Below are 16,905 nucleotides of genomic sequence, written 5' to 3'. Positions count from 1 at the left end.
GTCGTTTTCTCCCTCCTAAATGGAAACGAATGCAAGGTAACATCTTCATGTCCTATAAAACGCTGCTGTGACCAACATGCTAGGAGGAGCGATTAACTATCCCCCAGCAAAAGTGTTGTTGGTCTGAGATGAGCATGTTACGGATGATTCACCATGATTCATATTTGTTTTACGCCGCTACAGGAAAACGGGCAAAGTTAATCGCATCTACTGAAATATATAATTTGACATTATCTCCATAACCGCTTGTCACATCGATAACCAGGGCTAAATCTGCTGTGACTGTTGAAAGAATACCTTCAATCAAATTATTATCGGTAGCTACTTCGACCCTTGATCCAAGCCGATTAGCTAATTCAGCAGCAAACGTTGCTTCAAACATGTAAACTCCTCCTTTACGAATTACTGACAAATTCAATTTTGTCAATTTGGACTAGCACTTGAGCACCAGAAGCTTCAATAATCACAACATAGTCATCTTGGACAGTAAGCAGTGTTCCAGATATTGTATCAAAAGGAGTTGTAACCTGCACTTGTTCATTTACTAAACCCTGGAGGACTTCTCTAATGCTTGTCGGAGTGCTTGGAGGCGTTGGTGTGCCTCCCCCCCTATTACCGAAACCTAAATTTAAATTATTATTAGCGTCTAAACTGAACCCGGGCAGATTCAGAGATAAATTATTACTTAGCGTGCTATCATTACTGGTATCATTGGCGCTATTAGCTGTAACTACGTTTTGAGACAACTGGTTTAATAAATTCACTAACTTTCTTTGCCGTTCTGTTAAATTAGCCAAGCTTGTTCATTCCTTTCCTTAATGTTTTTGGAGTCGCCTTTTTACTAACAAGAAGACCCACAAAATAATTGAGAAATCAACTGCCCCTCACTGACAGCTAATATCCCTTGTCACTTATTCCTTTTGGAGTCTATCCCGGACTGGCTGTTATCGCCATCGGGATACTACTTTGCAAGGAATCCGTAATATGCGTATCTACGCGTGGAATTTTGACGTATTCTGAAGATTTAATGGTATCCTATTACGTTGATATTTACTTGCCGGGGATAGGTTGTGCTCCATCTACTATGGCAGTTATATCATAGTGTTTGTCCCAGTATTTAGAATCGTTATTGCTAGTTATTCTGGCAAAATCCTTCAAGCCCCTCTCCCTTCTTTATTAGTAAAGCTGCATTCAGAGGAATCGGCTTTATCAGAACAACGTCTATTTCATGTTATAAATAACACTCCCTTCATTTAGATATAAAATAATTTATGTTTTTATTCATTCGTTAGATTGTACACATTCATTACAATATCGTTTTCTCAGCATAAAGGGCTGGGCAAAAACCAAAAAAAATGAAAAATAATGACTTCGCACATGTTTCGTAGAGAGTCCGTATTTTTCATAATCATTGTATTTTTGAAGAGTTTCCTTTAAGAATAAGTTTCAAGAAAAAGGTAATCAATAAAGTGAAGTACGTTTTACTTAACTGAGGTGATAGCAATGAAATTAAAAAAGATAACTTTATGTATGATTGCTTCCATTATTTCTGCCAGTTTGCTGGTCGGGTGTGGTACAGGTCAGGATGAACAGGAACAAGATAAACCATTTGAAAATCCACAGCGGGACGATTGGGGCGGAAAAGGCAATCAATAATGAATATCCATGAAGCCTTCATTTTAGATATGATGGCTTCATGGTTCGGGGAATCTTTACGGGCTTTTTACCAGAATCAACTACTTTTAAGAATTAGTTGATTCTCCTCCATCTACATGAAGCACCTGACCCGTAACATGTCTGGAATCATCCGATGCCAGATAAACAAAAGTCGGTGCTACTTCAAATGGTTGAGCCATGCGGCCAAATAAATTCCCTCCAGTCAAGGCGTTTTCATCTGCAGAAAAGCTTGCCGGGATAAGTGGTGTCCAAATTCGGCCTGGAGCAATCGCATTTACGCGAATCTGACGTTTAGCAATGTTTTTGGCTAAAGAACGTGTCCATCCGACAATGGCTCCTTTGGTAGCTGCATAATCCATTAATAAAGGTTCTCCCGCATAAGTAACTACAGAGGACGTTCCAATAATGGAGCTTCCTGCTTTTAAATGTGGCAGCGCTGCTCTCGTTGTATAAAAGTGAGAATAAATATTCATTTTAAAAGTTTGATCAAATTGTTCATCGGTAATTTCCGTCACATCATTTTGCTGAAATTGAACGCCAACATGATTACATAATATATCCAATTTATTAAAATGTTTAATCGTTTCCAAAACAATATGTTCACACTGCTTTTTTTCACGAAGATCTCCGGGTAATAATAGACATTCTTGCCCAAGTTCCTCTATCCTTCTTTTTGTCCGATTAGCATCTTCATGCTCATTTAAATAGGCAATCGCAACGTCAGCGCCTTCTTTCGCAAAAGCAATTGCCGCAGCAGCTCCCATTCCGCTGTCTCCACCCGTTATCAGCGCGACTTTCCCTTTTAATTTTCCGCTTCCTTTATAGTTTGGATTCTCAATAATCGGTTTTGGAACCATTAATCTTTCGACTCCCGGCTGAACCAGCTGGCGTTGTTCCGGTTGTGTAAGAGGCACCTCTTCGTACTGGGTAATTTTACCGTATATCGGGTAATACGGATAAGGATCTTCTATTTTATTTTCTTCAAACCATTGGTGGTACGCTCGAATTTGTTTCAACGCTTCTTCCTCTGATAATGATGGATCACGGTCATTATTTTGGTTTTTCATAACGATTTCCCCCTCCTTTTCATAGGCTATGATTAGGCGAATGCAGATGTGAAGCAATATGGCATTATATAGACCACTTTCGTTTCACATGCATGTGTAAAACCCGCCCCTTAAATAACATAGAGTTTTACAGAAGGAGGCAATAAGTTGGAATTTGAATTTTACCCTCACGTTAAACGCTTATTAGAAAACAATGAAGAAAAGCTGGAAATGCATTATTTAAACTATAGTTGGACGACGCCAACAATTAAGATTAGACCGCCATATTATACTAAACCTGTATATGAGCCTTTTTATCCTAACGTAGAATGACAGTTTCCTATCGATAGAACCAGCATATAAGAACAATGAATGTATTGGAGAAGACAAAAAGGTATTACATATATTTATATTAGATATGTAATACCTTTTCTTTTATCTATTCAACATAGAAAAACCACTCTCTTACAACAATTAAAACACATTTTAAAGCAGCGTAAACAAGCATATCTGGATTAGCGACCCATCTGGCAACCGGATTTGAATAAAAATATTCCGCTTCTTTTACTTTAAATAAGGCAGGGTGGTATTCAGCACTTTTTGAACTTCTGTTGCCTGCCTGGCATATAAATCTTTAACTTCTGGATTCTCTGTCTGAAGTGAAAATCCCTCCAAATCGGCTTGTATTTTTTTAGCGATGCAGCTAACAGCAGTTTTTCTTCTATTTTAGTTTTGGTATATTAATCCTCATACAAATCAACATAGATACTGCCGCGAGAATTCATTTGAGCTAGGAAAACATCCTTAATATCTTCCGCCCCCTGCTTCTGTATTTCACCTGCAAGCCATTCTTTTGAATAACCAAGATGCTCCAGGCTTTTTTTCATTATTTTTCCGTCCATAATCAAGATCGCAGGTCCATGCCCCTGCTCCATCGAGATGCCTAATGTTTGCGGAGTAGCCGGCTGTTGATCTGTTTTCAACATAATACTTAACTCCCCATTTGTCTCCCAAACAGCCATTTCTACATCCGAAACGTTAAATGCCCCCTTCTCTCTTAATAGCATTAATAATTCATTAATAGTCAGCAGGTTCTTTCTCAAATTCTTGTCCAGCACTTCGCCGTTTCGTATGACGATGGTAGCTTTCCCATCTGTTATTCTTGAAAAAACCAATGATTTCAATCCGAGATAAGCCAGCATAATCGGAAAAAATCCCCAAATCGTTAACGATACTAATCCATTTACAATTTTAACGTTTTGGTCCACTGACAACGTAGCAGCTATGGAACCGATAGTAATTCCTACACAATAATCAAAAAAAGTAAGCTGTGAAATTTGCTTTTTTCCCATCATCCGCGCCATTAAGAATAATAAAAAAATGCCGTTATCGATCGGATGAGGATCAATACAATCTCTGGCATGATTTCATTCCCAACCTTTCTAAAATACATAATATATTCGTATTATGGGGCAATCTATGTATAACCATGCATAACATTAGGAAGGGATTAGAAATGAAGAAGGTAATCATTTTTTTCGTACTGCTGTTTATCACCCTTCCCGGGTGCAGCAATCAAGTAGGAGGCGACCATTTTTTTGAACATATTGATGAACTCGAACAGACAATTGGGCAGTCTGAATGGGATACGGTAACATCACAAGCTGAGGAATTAAAGAAAATGTACAAAGAAGATAAATGGAAAATCCAGTTAGTTGGGGATGAAGACGAGTATGAGGGGCTGGATGAGAGTATCAGTAACCTAATCGCAGCAGCGAAAGAAGAGGATGTTTTAAATACCAGACTTGAACTGGCTACGGTAAAGTCTATTTTTGAAGGAATTTATTCATTGTAGTTAAAAAATGAATTCAGTGTGATGTCAGCAAAGCAACCATTATAAGAATTCTTTTTGTTGCCTGTTTTGTAGTTTTATCTTTATCAAAATTGGTTTCATTTTATGTATCAGATATATTCTTATCTGTTTAAATAGACTCAAAGGGCAGACTCCTACAAAATGGAGCCCGCCCCTTCAATTAACTATTTGATTCGATTGCCTTTCGTTGTTTAAATTCTTCTTTGATTGCCTTTGACGTATAAGATTCTTCTGCCAACACCACGGTTACTCCGTGCTTTTCTGCTTTGTATGTGTACATCTGAATAAGCAGGCTGTAAAAGATTGGTCATTTCTTTATCCATCTTAGTGTGTTGTTCCGACTCTTTATGTTGATTAATTAATGAGGGAATCAATATCCACTTCCAGAGAGGTTTTATGATTTGAAAACTGGCCTTATAAACAGGCTTTGATTTGAAGTAATCTTTTTTGGATGATTTTCTTCAAACGTTTAGATGTAAACGGATCTTCGTTTGGATGTTTTCATTGTAGGTTGCTCAACGTAAAATTTTAGCCGGCTTTGTTGTTGATTAACGTATAAGACGGTTTTGCCTTCCGCTAAAACGACTCTATTGCCAGTGTTCGTGACTGTGGCTGCAAAATTATCAATACCTAAATCAACAGCCATCATTTGAAGCTGCTGCCGTTTCTTTTCTTGCTGTAATGCTATTTAGTTATTCAAACATCCATTTTTGGCGGTTCTTCCATCCAGCCATTATTGAGCATAATGGTTAACCCTTCTCTTGCATATTGGTAGATATCTTTAGCTTTTATCCCAAGACTTGCATTCAAATCATTACGCATACTGAAATTAGCACCAAAGCTTTGGGATCCAAGAGATACGTTACAAAAAAAGAAGGTTGTCATCATCATGAGTTTATCTGAAAAAGGTGCAGTTGTGGAACTTGTCACAGTGCCTCCCGGGGTAGCTGGTGATTGGATGTCATCCCGAAGAAGGATTTCTCCAGTTTCATTTAAAATTTCTTTCGAAAGTTCCTTCCCTTTTGTAAAATATTTTTGTACCTCTTTATCCTTCGCACATTGGGCGAAACCTGCCATTAATTGCATACCGGTAATGTTAACTTCAATACTTTGATAAAGATATGAAAACTCAACCGTATTTAGAGTTCGTTTATTCCCCAAAAGGTTTGTTCCTTTCATATAATTCTTGTCCGTGATGTAATCCACCGACTTTGGCATGGAGATGTAGTTTGGACGAGGAAGCAGCCCTTCTTCCAGTAAATATTGAGTGAAATGATTATAATAGGTCTGCGAAATATGAATGATATCCATATAAAGCTTAATAATATCTTCTCGGTAAGAAACGGTTATATGGAGAGCATACATAGACAGACTGAGCTTTTTTAATATCCGGCAAAACATAATATCAAAACCATTCTCATATAACCTTGGTGCTTCCAGGTATACATCTTCATGCGTAAATCCTTTGGGAGCTGCTGCGCCTTCCGCTTGAATCATTATTTGCATTTCTTCGACTTTGGGATGAAGTGCCTCCCATAATCCTGCCATTAGATTTTGAGCCTTTTCATCCTCTGCTGTTTCTATAAAGTATTCCAAATATCGCAGAATCAATGTTTTCTTCTGGTACGTCATCCATAGAGCACCGAGTTCAGATGCAGTCATTTTAGATTTATCGGGCATTAGCACATAACCTCCCTATATTTATTATTCACGTTAAAAAGTAGTATTGGGCTTTTTTATGAATGTATACATATTACTGTTCCCAAAAATCACAAAATATTAGCAACTAATTCATTCTGTATTTGATTTTATATTGTTAATTAGATTCGTAATTCTTATAATATAACTAGGAATTAATATAAAGAAGGAGGAACATGATGAAACAAATTGGGATTATTGGTGGTTTAGGTCCAGAATCCACGGTTCAATATTATCAGTCCATTATCAGGCGGTTTCAAGAAAAGAAAGGGACCCGTCAGGTACTGCCAGAGATATTTATTAACAGTATTAATATGTATCATATTTTCAGGTACATTACGGAATGGCGTTTAGATGATCTGATTACGTACGTTGGGAATGCTGCACGCAAACTGGAACACTTGGAAGTAGACGGCATGATTATTGCTGCAAATACGCCGCACCTTGTTTTTGACGAAGTACAAAAACAGGTGAACGTTCCAATGATAAGTATCGTAGACGCAACGGTTGAAGAGGCTAAAAATCAGGGAGTAGAGCAGATTGGTCTCCTTGGCACAAAGTTTACGATGGAACGAGATTTTTTCAAAACACCATTTGAAGAAAATGGGAAACGTATTGATGTTCCAGAAGAAGTTACCCAGCAATACTTGCACGAAAAAATTGTCAATGAATTAGAAAATGGGATTGTCAATCCTGAAACAAAAAAAGCATTTAAGCAAATTGTCGATGAGATGATTGAACAGAAGCAGATTGACAGCCTAATTCTCGGCTGTACAGAGTTGCCAATGATTTTTTCTGAAGAAGATTTTGACATTCCCCTTTTAGATACCATGGACATCCACGTAAACAAAGTAGTGGATTTCATGTTTGAAAATGAAGGAATTAGTTAAAGGAAGAAATGAGGAGAATCCGAATGAAAGAATATATAGGGACATGTGTAAAATGCGGTAAGACGATTTATTGTAAAGACGGTTTCTTAGATGGTGTACATGATCAAGGGAACCTGTATTGTTTTACATGTTCAGAGGAACCGCAACAGGAAGCGGAACATCATCAAAATTAAATGTATCAGCCATTTTAGATAACGGCATTTTTCTAATCCCTACCCCTAACGTGTATATTACAATGACAAGATCCATGAAACAATCTCTAATTAAAAATAAAACGAAACTTCACTCAGCGGGAATTTTACGGACCGTTCTCCGTGTTAAATTGTCCAAAGCAGGCAACATACCAAATGGCAGGACTACTTTGGGTCTTCTCAAGATTAGAGCCTGAATCGGCACTTTTTCAAATAACAAAATATGGATTCTCAAAATAACGAGTGATTTTTGGAAAACGGGATAAGATATAATTCGAGGGCGACATTTGTACTGGCAGCTTTCGTTTAAGGCAAAGTTCCAAAAATAAATGTTATTCTCATAAAGCATACTGGGAGGGCTTTCAATGGATACTAATAAACGTCGTTTTGACCGCAATGAACGAAGAAAACGCAATAATGAGGACCGCCACAATCAAGAAATCAGTAACGTGGAGTTTGCAAATGAGAATGAGTTTATGGATGAAAATGCTTTCGAGGAAAATAATAATCGTAACAACGAGCGACGCAATAACCGTCATCGCAAATAGTTGATCCTTATTTTTAAGATACCTGAATCATCGCGGACTAAAAATCCCTGATTCAGGTATCTTTTTTGTCGCAGTGTACCTGGATGCGCTATTAAAAATCGTTAATAAGTATATACTAACAACGATTAACATGGAACCTGAAAGGGGTAATATAATGCTTGAAGAAAACACAATTAAGATAGTGAAATCAACTGCTCCAGTATTGCAGGAGCATAGTCAAGAAATTGGTGAAAGATTTTACGAATTGCTATTCTCCCGCGTACCTGATTTGTACAACATGTTTAACCAAACAAATCAAAAAAGCGGTGTTCAGCAGGGAGCATTGGCTTACGGTGTGTATTTAGCTGGTGCCAATATTGACAATTTAGAAGCTATCGAAACAATGGTAAGGAGAGTGACTGAAAAACACCGGGCATTAGGCGTACAGGCTGAACAATATCCAATTGTTGGGGAAACGCTGCTTGAAGCTGTGAAAGACGTTCTCGGTGATGCAGCAACAAATGAGGTTATTGAAGCCTGGGAAGAAGCATATCAAGCCATTGCAGATATTTTTATTGATATTGAGAAAAAACTTTATCAGCAGGCAGAGCAGCAACCAGGCGGTTGGACCGGGTTCCGCACCTTCCTTGTAGATCAAAAAGTAAAAGAAAGTGAAGTGATTACTTCTTTCTATTTAAAACCTGAAGACGGCAAACGTATCCCTGCTTATAAACCCGGTCAATACCTTACCATTCAGGCAGATATCAAAGGTGAAAAATATTTTCATATGAGACACTATAGCTTGTCAGATGCTCCTAATAATCTGTATTTCAGGATTAGTGTCAAACGTGAAGGTCCCCAAAACGGTTATCCAGCCGGGATTGTTTCGAATTATCTTCATCATGATGTTTCAGTAGGTGATACACTATCTATCGCCGCACCTGCTGGTGATTTCACACTTTCTACGGAAAAGCAGCCGATTGTTTTACTTAGTGGAGGAGTAGGTATAACGCCAATAATGAGTATGTTCAATTCCTTGGCAGAAAGTCACCCTCAACGTGAAATCACATTTATCCATGCAACCGAAAACAGCAAAGTGCATGCAATGAGAGAGCATGTAGAAGCATTAACCAAAAAACATAAGCATATAAATGCTTTTATATGCTATGCTGCCCCTACTAAACAAGACCGAATAGAAAATCGTTATGATAAAGAAGGTTTTATTGACTTGGACTGGCTAAAAACTGTTTTATCTGATAACAAGAAAGATTTTTATTTTTGCGGACCTCTTCCCTTCTTAAAAGCCATAAACGATGCGCTTAAAGAATGGGGAGTCTCTGAAGAAAACCGTACCTACGAGTTGTTCAGTCCAGTTAGCACAATCGATTAGGTATAAGATGCTCTAAAGTAAGAAATCACTGAAAGAGAATATTTCAAATGAAAAATTGTCTCTTGCACTTTAAAGAAGGGATGATTTTTCATTTGAATCACTTTCGAATGTTCCTTAAGTTCCTATATTATTATCAGGAATCATATTTATTTTTTTATTATCAATACGTTCACATAAGTTGGCTGCCAATGAAAAAAATAAAAGCACAAATAGGAGGTTATACGTTTTATTCCGGCTACTTTTATAAAATATTTCTTTTAGGTTAACGTAACCTTCTCCCCCAAATTTTTCAAGTATTCCTGCAGAATGAAAAAATCACATCCAACAAATAATAATAAAACAACGAATCATTGATTATAGCCATAAATTTATTGATTGGCATTTAGAGGTGTTAAATGAAGAAAAAAATACAACATACCGTCCCTTATTTACTGCTAACTGTTTGTTTTTTCTTATTAGCCCAAGATCCAATACATGCAAAAGATAGATTCGACTATGAAAAAGATGGAGATATCTTTTGGGATGCTGAAACAGAGGAAAAAGTGATCGCTCTGACATTTGATGATGGCCCACATTCGATTTATACTCCAGCTGTTCTCGATATTTTAGCGGATTACGAGGCAAAAGCTACTTTTTTTGTCCTCGGTGCTCATGCAGAAAAATTTCCAGATATTCTTTACCGGCAATTTTCAGAAGGACATGAAATTGGTAATCATACTTATGACCACACCACAAAGTTATCTCGACTTAATCAAGAAATGAAGGAAACCTCAGATATCATATACGCCATAACAGGGACCCGGCCAAAGCTTTTCCGGCCCGTCGGCGGTGAATATAATAATGCAATTGTTGATAAAGCGAAAAAGAACCAACTATCCGTTGTTTTATGGTCCTGGGATCAGGATACAAAAGATTGGAGCGACGTAGACTATCAATCGATTGCTGATGATGTCATCAGCAATGTATCTCCTGGAGATGTTGTTCTTTTCCATGATGCAGGTGGTAATAGAGAAGAAACCGTGAAGGCACTTCCACTTATTCTTGATTATCTAACGGAACATGGATACGAAACCGTGACACTTTCTGAAATGAAAGAGCTGGATGAAAAATAAAGTGAAACTTCATTCAGTGGGGATCTTTCCACCCCACTGAATGAAGAGGAACAAAGGCTAAGTTCGTGACGTCGCGCAGCAATACCTTTGTCACCTACATCCTGCAGGCCGGAACGAATTGGGCCGTTACTGGCTGCCCTGCCTCTCACTTAGTAATAACAAGTTTTCTTCATTTTAAAGCGGGAATATTACAAAAGCCTTTCGATGGAACGAGTAAGCGCAATGATTTAACGTAACATCCAGTCCATTTCCGAAAATGAAAATTTCCAATTAAAGAAGAACATTATTATTTTTTAATCTGTTTTCCTTCATAATTGTATAAAACGGATTATTTCTATTATATTCAAAGCTATTTATAGCCAATGGCAATCATTTTACACTCACCCCTTCTCATCATCAATAATCACGTTATTCACCACTTTATACGTTTTGACGTTATTTCTGCTTATGTTAATCTTATATAGGTAAGTAAAAAATCCACGCAGGAGGTGAGAGCATTAATACAAACACAACAAAAGACACGACATTAACAATTGAAAAAGAAAATGATTTTTATTTTCGCGAACCTGCAAAAGGTGATGGAGCAGCCGTTTGGGAACTGATCAAAGATACCAAGGTGCTTGACCTCAATTCTTCATACAGCTATTTAATGTGGTGTGATATCTTTTCAGAAACCTCCATCGTTGCAGAAAAAGACGGAGATACCCTCGGATTTATTTCCGGGTATAAAAATCCGAATAATCCGAATAAACTATTTATCTGGCAAGTTGCTGTAGATGCTTCTGCTCGAGGTAACGGATTAGCAACGAAAATGCTGCGCCAATTATTAAAACGTGAAGCTTGTAATGAGATTGATTATGTAGAAGCAACCGTTTCTCCATCCAATCAACCTTCCCAATCTTTATTTAAGGGTCTTGCTAAAAAGCTTGATACGGATTGTCACATCAGTGATTATTTCATATCAGAAGACTTTCCGGATGAAGAGGAAGAACATGAAGATGAGTTACTATTTACGATTGGGCCGATTGCGACAGAAAATAAATAATTAAAAGGAATGATTTCATTGACAACAGCAACATTAAATGATGCGAAAATGAAAACGTTTGAAAATTTAGAATCGGAAGTAAGAAGCTACAGCAGAGGCTGGCCGACTGTTTTTGAAAAATCAAAAGGCTACAAGCTGTGGGATACAGATGGAAAAGAATATATTGATTTCTTCGCAGGTGCAGGCACATTGAATTATGGCCATAACAATGATGCGATGCAGGAGAAATTAATTGAATATATTAAAAATGATGGTGTGATTCATAGCCTTGATATGGCTACGATTCCTAGACAAGATTTCCTGGAGCGTTTTAATGAGGTTATTCTCAAGCCACGAAATCTGGATTATAAAATCATGTTCCCCGGCCCTACTGGCACCAATACAGTGGAAAGCGCACTGAAAATTGCCAGAAAGATAACAGGCCGGGAAACGGTTATTAGCTTTACCAATGCGTTTCATGGAATGACGATTGGCTCGCTGTCTGTGACAGGAAACTCCTTCAAACGTCATGGTGCCGGTGTACCGTTGCACCACGCTGTTTCGATGCCATTTGACAACTATGTAGAGGACCATGATTCGATTGCTTATCTGGACCGCTTTTTAGAAGATAGCGGAAGTGGTGTCGCACTGCCTGCCGCAATTATTCTGGAAACCGTTCAGGGTGAAGGCGGAATTAATGCTGCACGTATGGATTGGCTGAAAAAAGTGGAAGAACTATGCAGACGCTGGGACATCCTTCTGATTGTAGATGATGTACAGGCTGGAAATGGACGGACTGGTACCTTCTTCAGCTTTGAACCGGCTGGAATTAAACCGGATGTGGTTTGCCTGTCTAAATCGATTGGCGGCATCGGTCTGCCAATGGCGATTACGCTCATTAAATCAGAGTATGACCAATGGGGCCCTGGCGAGCATAATGGCACTTTCCGTGGTAACAATATGGCCTTTATCGCCGCAACCGAAGCGCTGAAAAATTGGGAAAATGATGCATTTGCCCGTGCTATACAAGAAAAAGGTGCATTTCTAAAATCAGAAATCAATCGACTCATTGACCAATACCCGGAATTAAACGGAGAAGCCAAAGGCAGAGGTCTGATGCAAGGCATCGCCATCGACAAAGAAGGATTGGCAGAAGACATTTGTGCGGAGGCATTCAATCGCGGGCTGATTGTAGAAACTTCTGGTCCAGATGATGAAGTGGTAAAATTCCTGCCACCATTGATTATTGATCAGGAAGGATTGGAAAAAGGATTAGAGATTCTGGAAGATAGTATAAAACATGTCCTAAAACAATAAATATAAAAGAAATACCGATTGCAGAGAGGAGAATAAAGGAATGATTGTAAAATCACTGGAAGACTTACTTGGCACAGAAGCAGAAACAAAATCCGAAAATTGGGAAAGTCGCCGCTTCATTTTAAAAAAGGAAGGTGTCGGCTTCAGTATGAACGACACCATCATCAAAGCAGGAACAGACAATTTCTTCTGGTATAAAAACCATATTGAAGCAGTTTACTGCATCGAAGGCGAGGGAGAAATTGAAAAGGTATCAACGGGGGATGTATACCAGATTAAGCCCGGAACAATGTACCTTTTAAATGAAAACGATAAGCACCGGCTTCGTGCACGCACACAAATGCGTATGGTTTGCGTTTTCAATCCTCCTTTAGTTGGGACTGAAACGCATAATGAAGAAGGATACTATCCGTTGTTAACGGAATAGATTGTCTTGAAAATCACCTGAACCTGATATGGGTTTCTTCTCATATTAGGTTCAGGTGATTTTTGCTTTCAAATAAACATATATCATCATATAACAGCAACGAGATGAACATTCGAAGCAAACTGCCGTATAACTGAGCGCATCTATCTTTTTCGGATAGCCGCACACATAGCGAGAAAAGAAGAATAGACTGGTGTAGGATGAAAGGAGGTTAACGGATGTCTTTTCACAATCCACCCTATTCGCCTGGTTGGGGGTGGCAGCCTTATCGACAGCATCAGGAGAATCATACCCAGCAAAGTGCCTACCAAGGTTCTGTTTCTGTCAACAGAAACAGTGTACAGGATTCCACTGGCAAGGAGAAACAATTGCAAGGAACGAAGTATGAAACAAATACGGTACCTGGATACAGCCCCCTTGCTTCGGCTACTGTCAACCAAAGACCAGAAAACGGGTCATATGATGCCTTTTCAGCCTATCCAGTCAATGCATCATATGGTGCTTCACCAGATATGCAACATATGGTGCAGATGATGTATCATCTAAAGAGCCAATTAGAGCAGCTTAACCAATTGATTACACAAAATAATCAACTGCTGGAATCGTTGCATCAGCAGGAAGATACCAAATGTGTTCAAGGAAGCGGCGGCGGAGCAGTCATTGTGCGCATGTAATAAAGTGAACTTTCAAGAGAAGAATTCATTCTGATTATTTTTCTAAAATGGATTCTTCTCTTGTTCTGAAACAAGACGCTGCACGTCATTTCCATTCAATCATCATCTTGTCTTTCCTCTTATTCACTTCTACTTCCATCAACAAATGGACTTCAGAATACTTCTTATCTGCTCGCATACGTCCGGTCTCGGAACCCAGTATTTATCCAAACGCATTTTTCAGCTGCATGAAAGCAAATACATAGCCATGCCCTCCCGCTCCCTCACCTATATAGTTATTTCCTATAGCAAACGATACATTTTTACAATTACCTGATAGCTGTTCTTTCATGGTAAGATGCTCTTAACCTTAAAAATCGAAAATAAAAACGAAAGGACGTTTTAACAACATGCGCACAGTCCAGACAACCCAAGTATTAGGAAACAGCAAATTTAATAAATTTCATCTGCTTATTTTTCTTTGGTGTTTTTTCGCCATTGGCTTTGATGGCTTTGACGTTGCCATCTATGGAATTGGACTTCCATTAATGATGGAGGATTTTCATATCAGCAGAGTGGAAGCTGGAGCAATAAGCAGTTATACGCTTATCAGCACCATGGTCGGTACATTTTTGCTAGGTTCTATTTCCGATCTGATTGGACGTAAAAAAGCGATAGCTATCTGCTTAATCTTATTCAGTCTTTTTACCTTTTTAGCCGGTTTTGCACAAAATCCCACCCTGTTTATGACGATGCGAATCATTGCAGCATTAGGGCTCGGCGGAATCATGCCAATCCTTGTAGCAATGATGGGAGAATATTCTCCAGTAAAGAAACGTGCGCTAACGATTGCCGCTATGTATTGCGGCTATTCCATAGGAGCTATTATCGCTTCCTTTATTGGAATGTATTTAATGGAAATGGTCAGCTGGAGATTATTATATTGGGTTGGTATTATACCTCTTCTTGCGATGCCATGGTTCCTAAAACAGTTTCCGGAATCAATTTCCTATTACCTTTCCAAGAAAAGAGGAGATAAGATTGCGGAAATTCTAAATAAGGTCCATCCTGGCGGTAACTATCAGGCATCCGATAACTATGAATATGAAACGTTTAAGGAAAGCACTAAGGAAGTTCCCATTAAAAAGGTTTTCTCCAATAATCGGACAACCAGTACGTTGGCATTTTGGGTTGCTGTTACGTGCTCGATGCTGGTAATTTCGGGACTAACAACTTGGCTGCCGCAAGTCATGGTGGACGCAGGACATGGCTTAACATCGAGTTTATCTTTTAACCTGATGCTTGCTGTCGGACAAATTTCAGGATCTATCTTTGGAGGTATGTTAGTAAACCGGCTCGGACATCGTTCTGTCTTAATCCTGATGTTTTTTATCGGTTCACTATGTTTTGTTTTATTGAGTATTACCACACATTCTCTGTTGTTATACTTTATTATTACATTAACAGGTGCCTGCACCGTTGGAACACAAAATTTAGTAAATCCGTATATTTCCGAGTTTTACCCGAGGGAAATTCGGACAACTGGGTTAAGTATCGCAGTTGGCGTTGGACGAATCGGCGGCATTATGGCACCAGTAGCCATTGCCCTCTTACTGTCAACAAATCTAGACCCGCAGCATGCATTTATGGCATTTGCGATACCTAGCCTGATTGGAGCCCTTTGCTTTATTACAGTCAGGGAAAAACATGCCAGCTTTGACCGGGTTATACCAGTTAAAAAGCATCGAATCGCATAAGATAATAGCTGTATTACAGCATAATCATGCGGTTACCAATCTATTTCATCCTATATAAAACCGCCTGTTTCACATGATGATCGAAACGGGCGGTTTTATGTAACCTATCTGCTTTCATTTGATATTGTCTGCCATAACACGGGTTTCACTTATTCCGTGACTCCGTCCAAACCTAAATGCAGCAGGGCATAATCTCTTCCCTGCCCATCTTGTTCGGATTCTCCAATCACTTGAAATCGATGCTTCAAATAAAAAGCAGTAGCTGATGTATTGTCCTTATTTACATCTACGAATTGAATGCCATCTTTTTCTATTAAATCCTTTATAATAATGCTGCCAAATCCCTTCCCTATTTGGTCCGGGTCTAAAAACAACATTTCCAAATTTCTTTCATTCACACCAGAAAACCCAATCAATGTATCATCATGGTACCACGATTTCATATCTAGTTGCGGGAAATAAGTTGGAATTTCTGCTTTCATTTCTTCTCTATCTTTGGATTTCAAAAAATCATGTGTTGCTAACACAGATTTCTCCCATAATTGAATCAGAGCAGTATAATCTTCACTGCTAGGCTTTTTCCATTGCATGAGTACTTCCTCCCAATTAAAAATCGAATAAAAATCCTTTCCTTTTTACAAGTAAGGCATGTTTTTATTATATATGCCTGTTCATGTTTTATGAAGTAATTATTCCATTGCTATCTATAACCTCTTATTTACTGCCAAAGAAAAGTCATTTTCACTTTCTAATTATCTTCTATAATAGAACACATTTCACAATATCAGAACAAAATCGCTAACGCGACTAAATCACGTCCCAAGTAGATGCTAATCACTTGGGACGTTTTTCGCTTCAATCATAGTGCCATTACAATGCGGACAATGAAGTTCTACTTCATCCCTATTATTTTTATCCACACTAAATTCACCAATGATATACTCCGGGACTTCATCGGTTCCATGGCAATCTAAACATTGAAATAATATGATCTTCATTTCTTCTTTTAAGCCAAAAGGATCCTCTTCGTCCAGCCAGTCTGGAAAAAATTCATCTGATTTATCCGGCTCTTTTGGGTTTGTCAATTCCGTATCTCCTCCTTCTTTCTTTCTCTACATCCTCCATGTAATGATAAATCCACCCATAGTCAGCATGCCATATTCCAATGAGCTCCATCTGTTTACGGCAACACGGACATTCCAAAGGGTCCTGTTCAAATGATTCTATCATACGTTGACGGTATGTTTTTTTCTTACGTTTTGCTTCCAAAAGAAACGAAATCTGCTTCGTTCTCATGAACGCATATAAACTCAATATTTGTTG

Annotated in this window: 23 protein-coding genes and 1 pseudogene; 13 read left to right on the top strand and 11 right to left on the bottom strand. The window is 38.4% G+C overall.

Going from position 1 to position 16,905, the window contains the following annotated elements:
* Window positions 1-169: 169 nt before the first annotated feature.
* Together B7E05_RS09305 and B7E05_RS09300 are read right to left on the bottom strand one after the other, a co-directional pair.
* On the bottom strand, window positions 170-382 hold the full coding sequence (locus B7E05_RS09305) for a hypothetical protein (protein ID WP_080873931.1): 213 nt from the start codon (window positions 380-382) through the stop codon (window positions 170-172).
* Window positions 383-395: 13 nt separating this feature from the next.
* A complete protein-coding gene (locus tag B7E05_RS09300; protein ID WP_080873930.1) occupies window positions 396-797 on the bottom strand; it encodes a DUF2642 domain-containing protein in 402 nt (133 codons plus the stop codon).
* Window positions 798-1,503: 706 nt separating this feature from the next.
* Here B7E05_RS09300 and B7E05_RS22140 point away from each other — a divergent pair.
* Window positions 1,504-1,656: a hypothetical protein gene (locus tag B7E05_RS22140; protein ID WP_179134509.1), complete on the top strand. Its 153-nt coding sequence runs from the start codon at window positions 1,504-1,506 to the stop codon at window positions 1,654-1,656.
* Between the two features lie 86 nt (window positions 1,657-1,742).
* On the opposite strand, the gene B7E05_RS09295 is transcribed toward B7E05_RS22140, so the two are convergent.
* A complete protein-coding gene (locus B7E05_RS09295) occupies window positions 1,743-2,744 on the bottom strand; it encodes an SDR family oxidoreductase (RefSeq protein WP_080873929.1) in 1,002 nt (333 codons plus the stop codon).
* A 147-nt stretch (window positions 2,745-2,891) separates the two neighbouring features.
* Here B7E05_RS09295 and B7E05_RS22135 point away from each other — a divergent pair, with 147 nt between their 5' ends.
* Window positions 2,892-3,056 (top strand): hypothetical protein, encoded by a 165-nt coding sequence (locus B7E05_RS22135; protein ID WP_179134508.1) that lies wholly within the window; start codon window positions 2,892-2,894, stop codon window positions 3,054-3,056.
* A gap of 231 nt (window positions 3,057-3,287) precedes the next feature.
* Here the strand turns inward: B7E05_RS22135 and B7E05_RS09290 are convergent, their stop codons facing one another.
* Together B7E05_RS09290 and B7E05_RS09285 are read right to left on the bottom strand one after the other, a co-directional pair.
* Window positions 3,288-3,398, bottom strand: a complete 111-nt coding sequence (locus tag B7E05_RS09290; RefSeq protein WP_179134507.1) for a DUF1657 domain-containing protein — start codon at window positions 3,396-3,398, stop codon at window positions 3,288-3,290.
* A 65-nt stretch (window positions 3,399-3,463) separates the two neighbouring features.
* On the bottom strand, window positions 3,464-4,075 hold the full coding sequence (locus tag B7E05_RS09285) for a YetF domain-containing protein (RefSeq protein ID WP_245833051.1): 612 nt from the start codon (window positions 4,073-4,075) through the stop codon (window positions 3,464-3,466).
* Between the two features lie 164 nt (window positions 4,076-4,239).
* Here B7E05_RS09285 and B7E05_RS09280 point away from each other — a divergent pair, with 164 nt between their 5' ends.
* Entirely contained in the window at window positions 4,240-4,578 is a 339-nt protein-coding gene (locus tag B7E05_RS09280; RefSeq protein ID WP_179134506.1) for a DUF4363 family protein, read from the top strand.
* 178 nt (window positions 4,579-4,756) lie between these two features.
* On the opposite strand, the gene B7E05_RS22670 is transcribed toward B7E05_RS09280, so the two are convergent.
* Entirely contained in the window at window positions 4,757-4,882 is a 126-nt protein-coding gene (locus B7E05_RS22670; protein WP_425435109.1) for a hypothetical protein, read from the bottom strand.
* Window positions 4,883-5,292: 410 nt separating this feature from the next.
* Complete coding sequence (locus tag B7E05_RS09275; RefSeq protein WP_080873926.1) at window positions 5,293-6,276, bottom strand: DUF3231 family protein; 984 nt, start codon at window positions 6,274-6,276, stop codon at window positions 5,293-5,295.
* A gap of 197 nt (window positions 6,277-6,473) precedes the next feature.
* Here B7E05_RS09275 and B7E05_RS09270 point away from each other — a divergent pair, with 197 nt between their 5' ends.
* The 9 genes from B7E05_RS09270 (at window position 6,474) to B7E05_RS09230 (ending at window position 13,846) form a co-directional block, all read left to right on the top strand.
* On the top strand, window positions 6,474-7,184 hold the full coding sequence (locus B7E05_RS09270) for an aspartate/glutamate racemase family protein (protein ID WP_080873925.1): 711 nt from the start codon (window positions 6,474-6,476) through the stop codon (window positions 7,182-7,184).
* A gap of 23 nt (window positions 7,185-7,207) precedes the next feature.
* Window positions 7,208-7,357, top strand: coding sequence for a hypothetical protein (locus B7E05_RS22130; protein WP_179134505.1), 150 nt, complete (start codon window positions 7,208-7,210; stop codon window positions 7,355-7,357).
* A 383-nt stretch (window positions 7,358-7,740) separates the two neighbouring features.
* Window positions 7,741-7,923 (top strand): hypothetical protein, encoded by a 183-nt coding sequence (locus tag B7E05_RS09265; RefSeq protein ID WP_080873924.1) that lies wholly within the window; start codon window positions 7,741-7,743, stop codon window positions 7,921-7,923.
* A gap of 154 nt (window positions 7,924-8,077) precedes the next feature.
* On the top strand, window positions 8,078-9,292 hold the full coding sequence (gene hmpA, locus B7E05_RS09260) for an NO-inducible flavohemoprotein (RefSeq protein WP_080873923.1): 1,215 nt from the start codon (window positions 8,078-8,080) through the stop codon (window positions 9,290-9,292).
* Between the two features lie 395 nt (window positions 9,293-9,687).
* Entirely contained in the window at window positions 9,688-10,404 is a 717-nt protein-coding gene (locus B7E05_RS09250; RefSeq protein ID WP_080873921.1) for a polysaccharide deacetylase family protein, read from the top strand.
* Between the two features lie 475 nt (window positions 10,405-10,879).
* Complete coding sequence (gene ectA, locus B7E05_RS09245; protein ID WP_342745024.1) at window positions 10,880-11,449, top strand: diaminobutyrate acetyltransferase; 570 nt, start codon at window positions 10,880-10,882, stop codon at window positions 11,447-11,449.
* A gap of 48 nt (window positions 11,450-11,497) precedes the next feature.
* Window positions 11,498-12,745, top strand: coding sequence for a diaminobutyrate--2-oxoglutarate transaminase (ectB, locus tag B7E05_RS09240; RefSeq protein ID WP_143833304.1), 1,248 nt, complete (start codon window positions 11,498-11,500; stop codon window positions 12,743-12,745).
* Between the two features lie 40 nt (window positions 12,746-12,785).
* Window positions 12,786-13,172 carry an ectoine synthase gene (locus B7E05_RS09235; RefSeq protein ID WP_080873918.1) on the top strand — a complete coding sequence of 129 codons (387 nt, stop codon included), beginning with the start codon at window positions 12,786-12,788 and terminating at the stop codon, window positions 13,170-13,172.
* A gap of 218 nt (window positions 13,173-13,390) precedes the next feature.
* Window positions 13,391-13,846 carry a hypothetical protein gene (locus tag B7E05_RS09230; protein WP_080873917.1) on the top strand — a complete coding sequence of 152 codons (456 nt, stop codon included), beginning with the start codon at window positions 13,391-13,393 and terminating at the stop codon, window positions 13,844-13,846.
* A gap of 202 nt (window positions 13,847-14,048) precedes the next feature.
* On the opposite strand, the gene B7E05_RS22520 is transcribed toward B7E05_RS09230, so the two are convergent.
* The gene (locus B7E05_RS22520; protein WP_281252456.1) at window positions 14,049-14,177 is read right to left on the bottom strand and encodes a hypothetical protein; all 129 of its coding nucleotides are present in this window, start codon (window positions 14,175-14,177) and stop codon (window positions 14,049-14,051) included.
* Window positions 14,178-14,235: 58 nt separating this feature from the next.
* Between B7E05_RS22520 and B7E05_RS09225 the strand changes: the two genes are divergently transcribed.
* Window positions 14,236-15,582: an MFS transporter gene (locus B7E05_RS09225; protein ID WP_080873916.1), complete on the top strand. Its 1,347-nt coding sequence runs from the start codon at window positions 14,236-14,238 to the stop codon at window positions 15,580-15,582.
* A 149-nt stretch (window positions 15,583-15,731) separates the two neighbouring features.
* On the opposite strand, the gene B7E05_RS09220 is transcribed toward B7E05_RS09225, so the two are convergent.
* The 3 genes and pseudogenes from B7E05_RS09220 to B7E05_RS09210 form a co-directional block, all read right to left on the bottom strand.
* Window positions 15,732-16,172, bottom strand: a complete 441-nt coding sequence (locus B7E05_RS09220; RefSeq protein WP_080873650.1) for a GNAT family N-acetyltransferase — start codon at window positions 16,170-16,172, stop codon at window positions 15,732-15,734.
* Window positions 16,173-16,412: 240 nt separating this feature from the next.
* The gene (locus B7E05_RS09215; RefSeq protein ID WP_245832918.1) at window positions 16,413-16,667 is read right to left on the bottom strand and encodes a hypothetical protein; all 255 of its coding nucleotides are present in this window, start codon (window positions 16,665-16,667) and stop codon (window positions 16,413-16,415) included.
* Window positions 16,642-16,905 (bottom strand): annotated as a pseudogene (locus tag B7E05_RS09210) (IS91 family transposase); the annotation flags it as partial. The gene B7E05_RS09215 and the pseudogene B7E05_RS09210, both read right to left, overlap by 26 nt.

The sequence above is a fragment of the Oceanobacillus timonensis genome (assembly GCF_900166635.1).
In the GTDB taxonomy this organism is placed as follows: Bacteria; Bacillota; Bacilli; order Bacillales; family Amphibacillaceae; genus Oceanobacillus; species Oceanobacillus timonensis.
Note: the sequence above shows the minus strand (reverse complement) of the source record. Positions and strands in the feature narration are given on the sequence as shown.

Coding starts and splice junctions, on each gene's coding strand:
- B7E05_RS09305 (WP_080873931.1), bottom strand. CDS start 382: ATGTTTGAAGCAACGTTTGCTGCTGAATTAGCTAATCGGCTTGGATCA.
- B7E05_RS22140 (WP_179134509.1), top strand. CDS start 1,504: ATGAAATTAAAAAAGATAACTTTATGTATGATTGCTTCCATTATTTCT.
- B7E05_RS09295 (WP_080873929.1), bottom strand. CDS start 2,744: ATGAAAAACCAAAATAATGACCGTGATCCATCATTATCAGAGGAAGAA.
- B7E05_RS09285 (WP_245833051.1), bottom strand. CDS start 4,075: ATGGGAAAAAAGCAAATTTCACAGCTTACTTTTTTTGATTATTGTGTA.
- B7E05_RS09280 (WP_179134506.1), top strand. CDS start 4,240: ATGAAGAAGGTAATCATTTTTTTCGTACTGCTGTTTATCACCCTTCCC.
- B7E05_RS09275 (WP_080873926.1), bottom strand. CDS start 6,276: ATGCCCGATAAATCTAAAATGACTGCATCTGAACTCGGTGCTCTATGG.
- B7E05_RS09270 (WP_080873925.1), top strand. CDS start 6,474: ATGAAACAAATTGGGATTATTGGTGGTTTAGGTCCAGAATCCACGGTT.
- B7E05_RS22130 (WP_179134505.1), top strand. CDS start 7,208: ATGAAAGAATATATAGGGACATGTGTAAAATGCGGTAAGACGATTTAT.
- B7E05_RS09265 (WP_080873924.1), top strand. CDS start 7,741: ATGGATACTAATAAACGTCGTTTTGACCGCAATGAACGAAGAAAACGC.
- hmpA (WP_080873923.1), top strand. CDS start 8,078: ATGCTTGAAGAAAACACAATTAAGATAGTGAAATCAACTGCTCCAGTA.
- B7E05_RS09250 (WP_080873921.1), top strand. CDS start 9,688: ATGAAGAAAAAAATACAACATACCGTCCCTTATTTACTGCTAACTGTT.
- ectB (WP_143833304.1), top strand. CDS start 11,498: ATGAAAACGTTTGAAAATTTAGAATCGGAAGTAAGAAGCTACAGCAGA.
- B7E05_RS09235 (WP_080873918.1), top strand. CDS start 12,786: ATGATTGTAAAATCACTGGAAGACTTACTTGGCACAGAAGCAGAAACA.
- B7E05_RS09230 (WP_080873917.1), top strand. CDS start 13,391: ATGTCTTTTCACAATCCACCCTATTCGCCTGGTTGGGGGTGGCAGCCT.
- B7E05_RS22520 (WP_281252456.1), bottom strand. CDS start 14,177: ATGAAAGAACAGCTATCAGGTAATTGTAAAAATGTATCGTTTGCTATA.
- B7E05_RS09225 (WP_080873916.1), top strand. CDS start 14,236: ATGCGCACAGTCCAGACAACCCAAGTATTAGGAAACAGCAAATTTAAT.
- B7E05_RS09220 (WP_080873650.1), bottom strand. CDS start 16,172: ATGCAATGGAAAAAGCCTAGCAGTGAAGATTATACTGCTCTGATTCAA.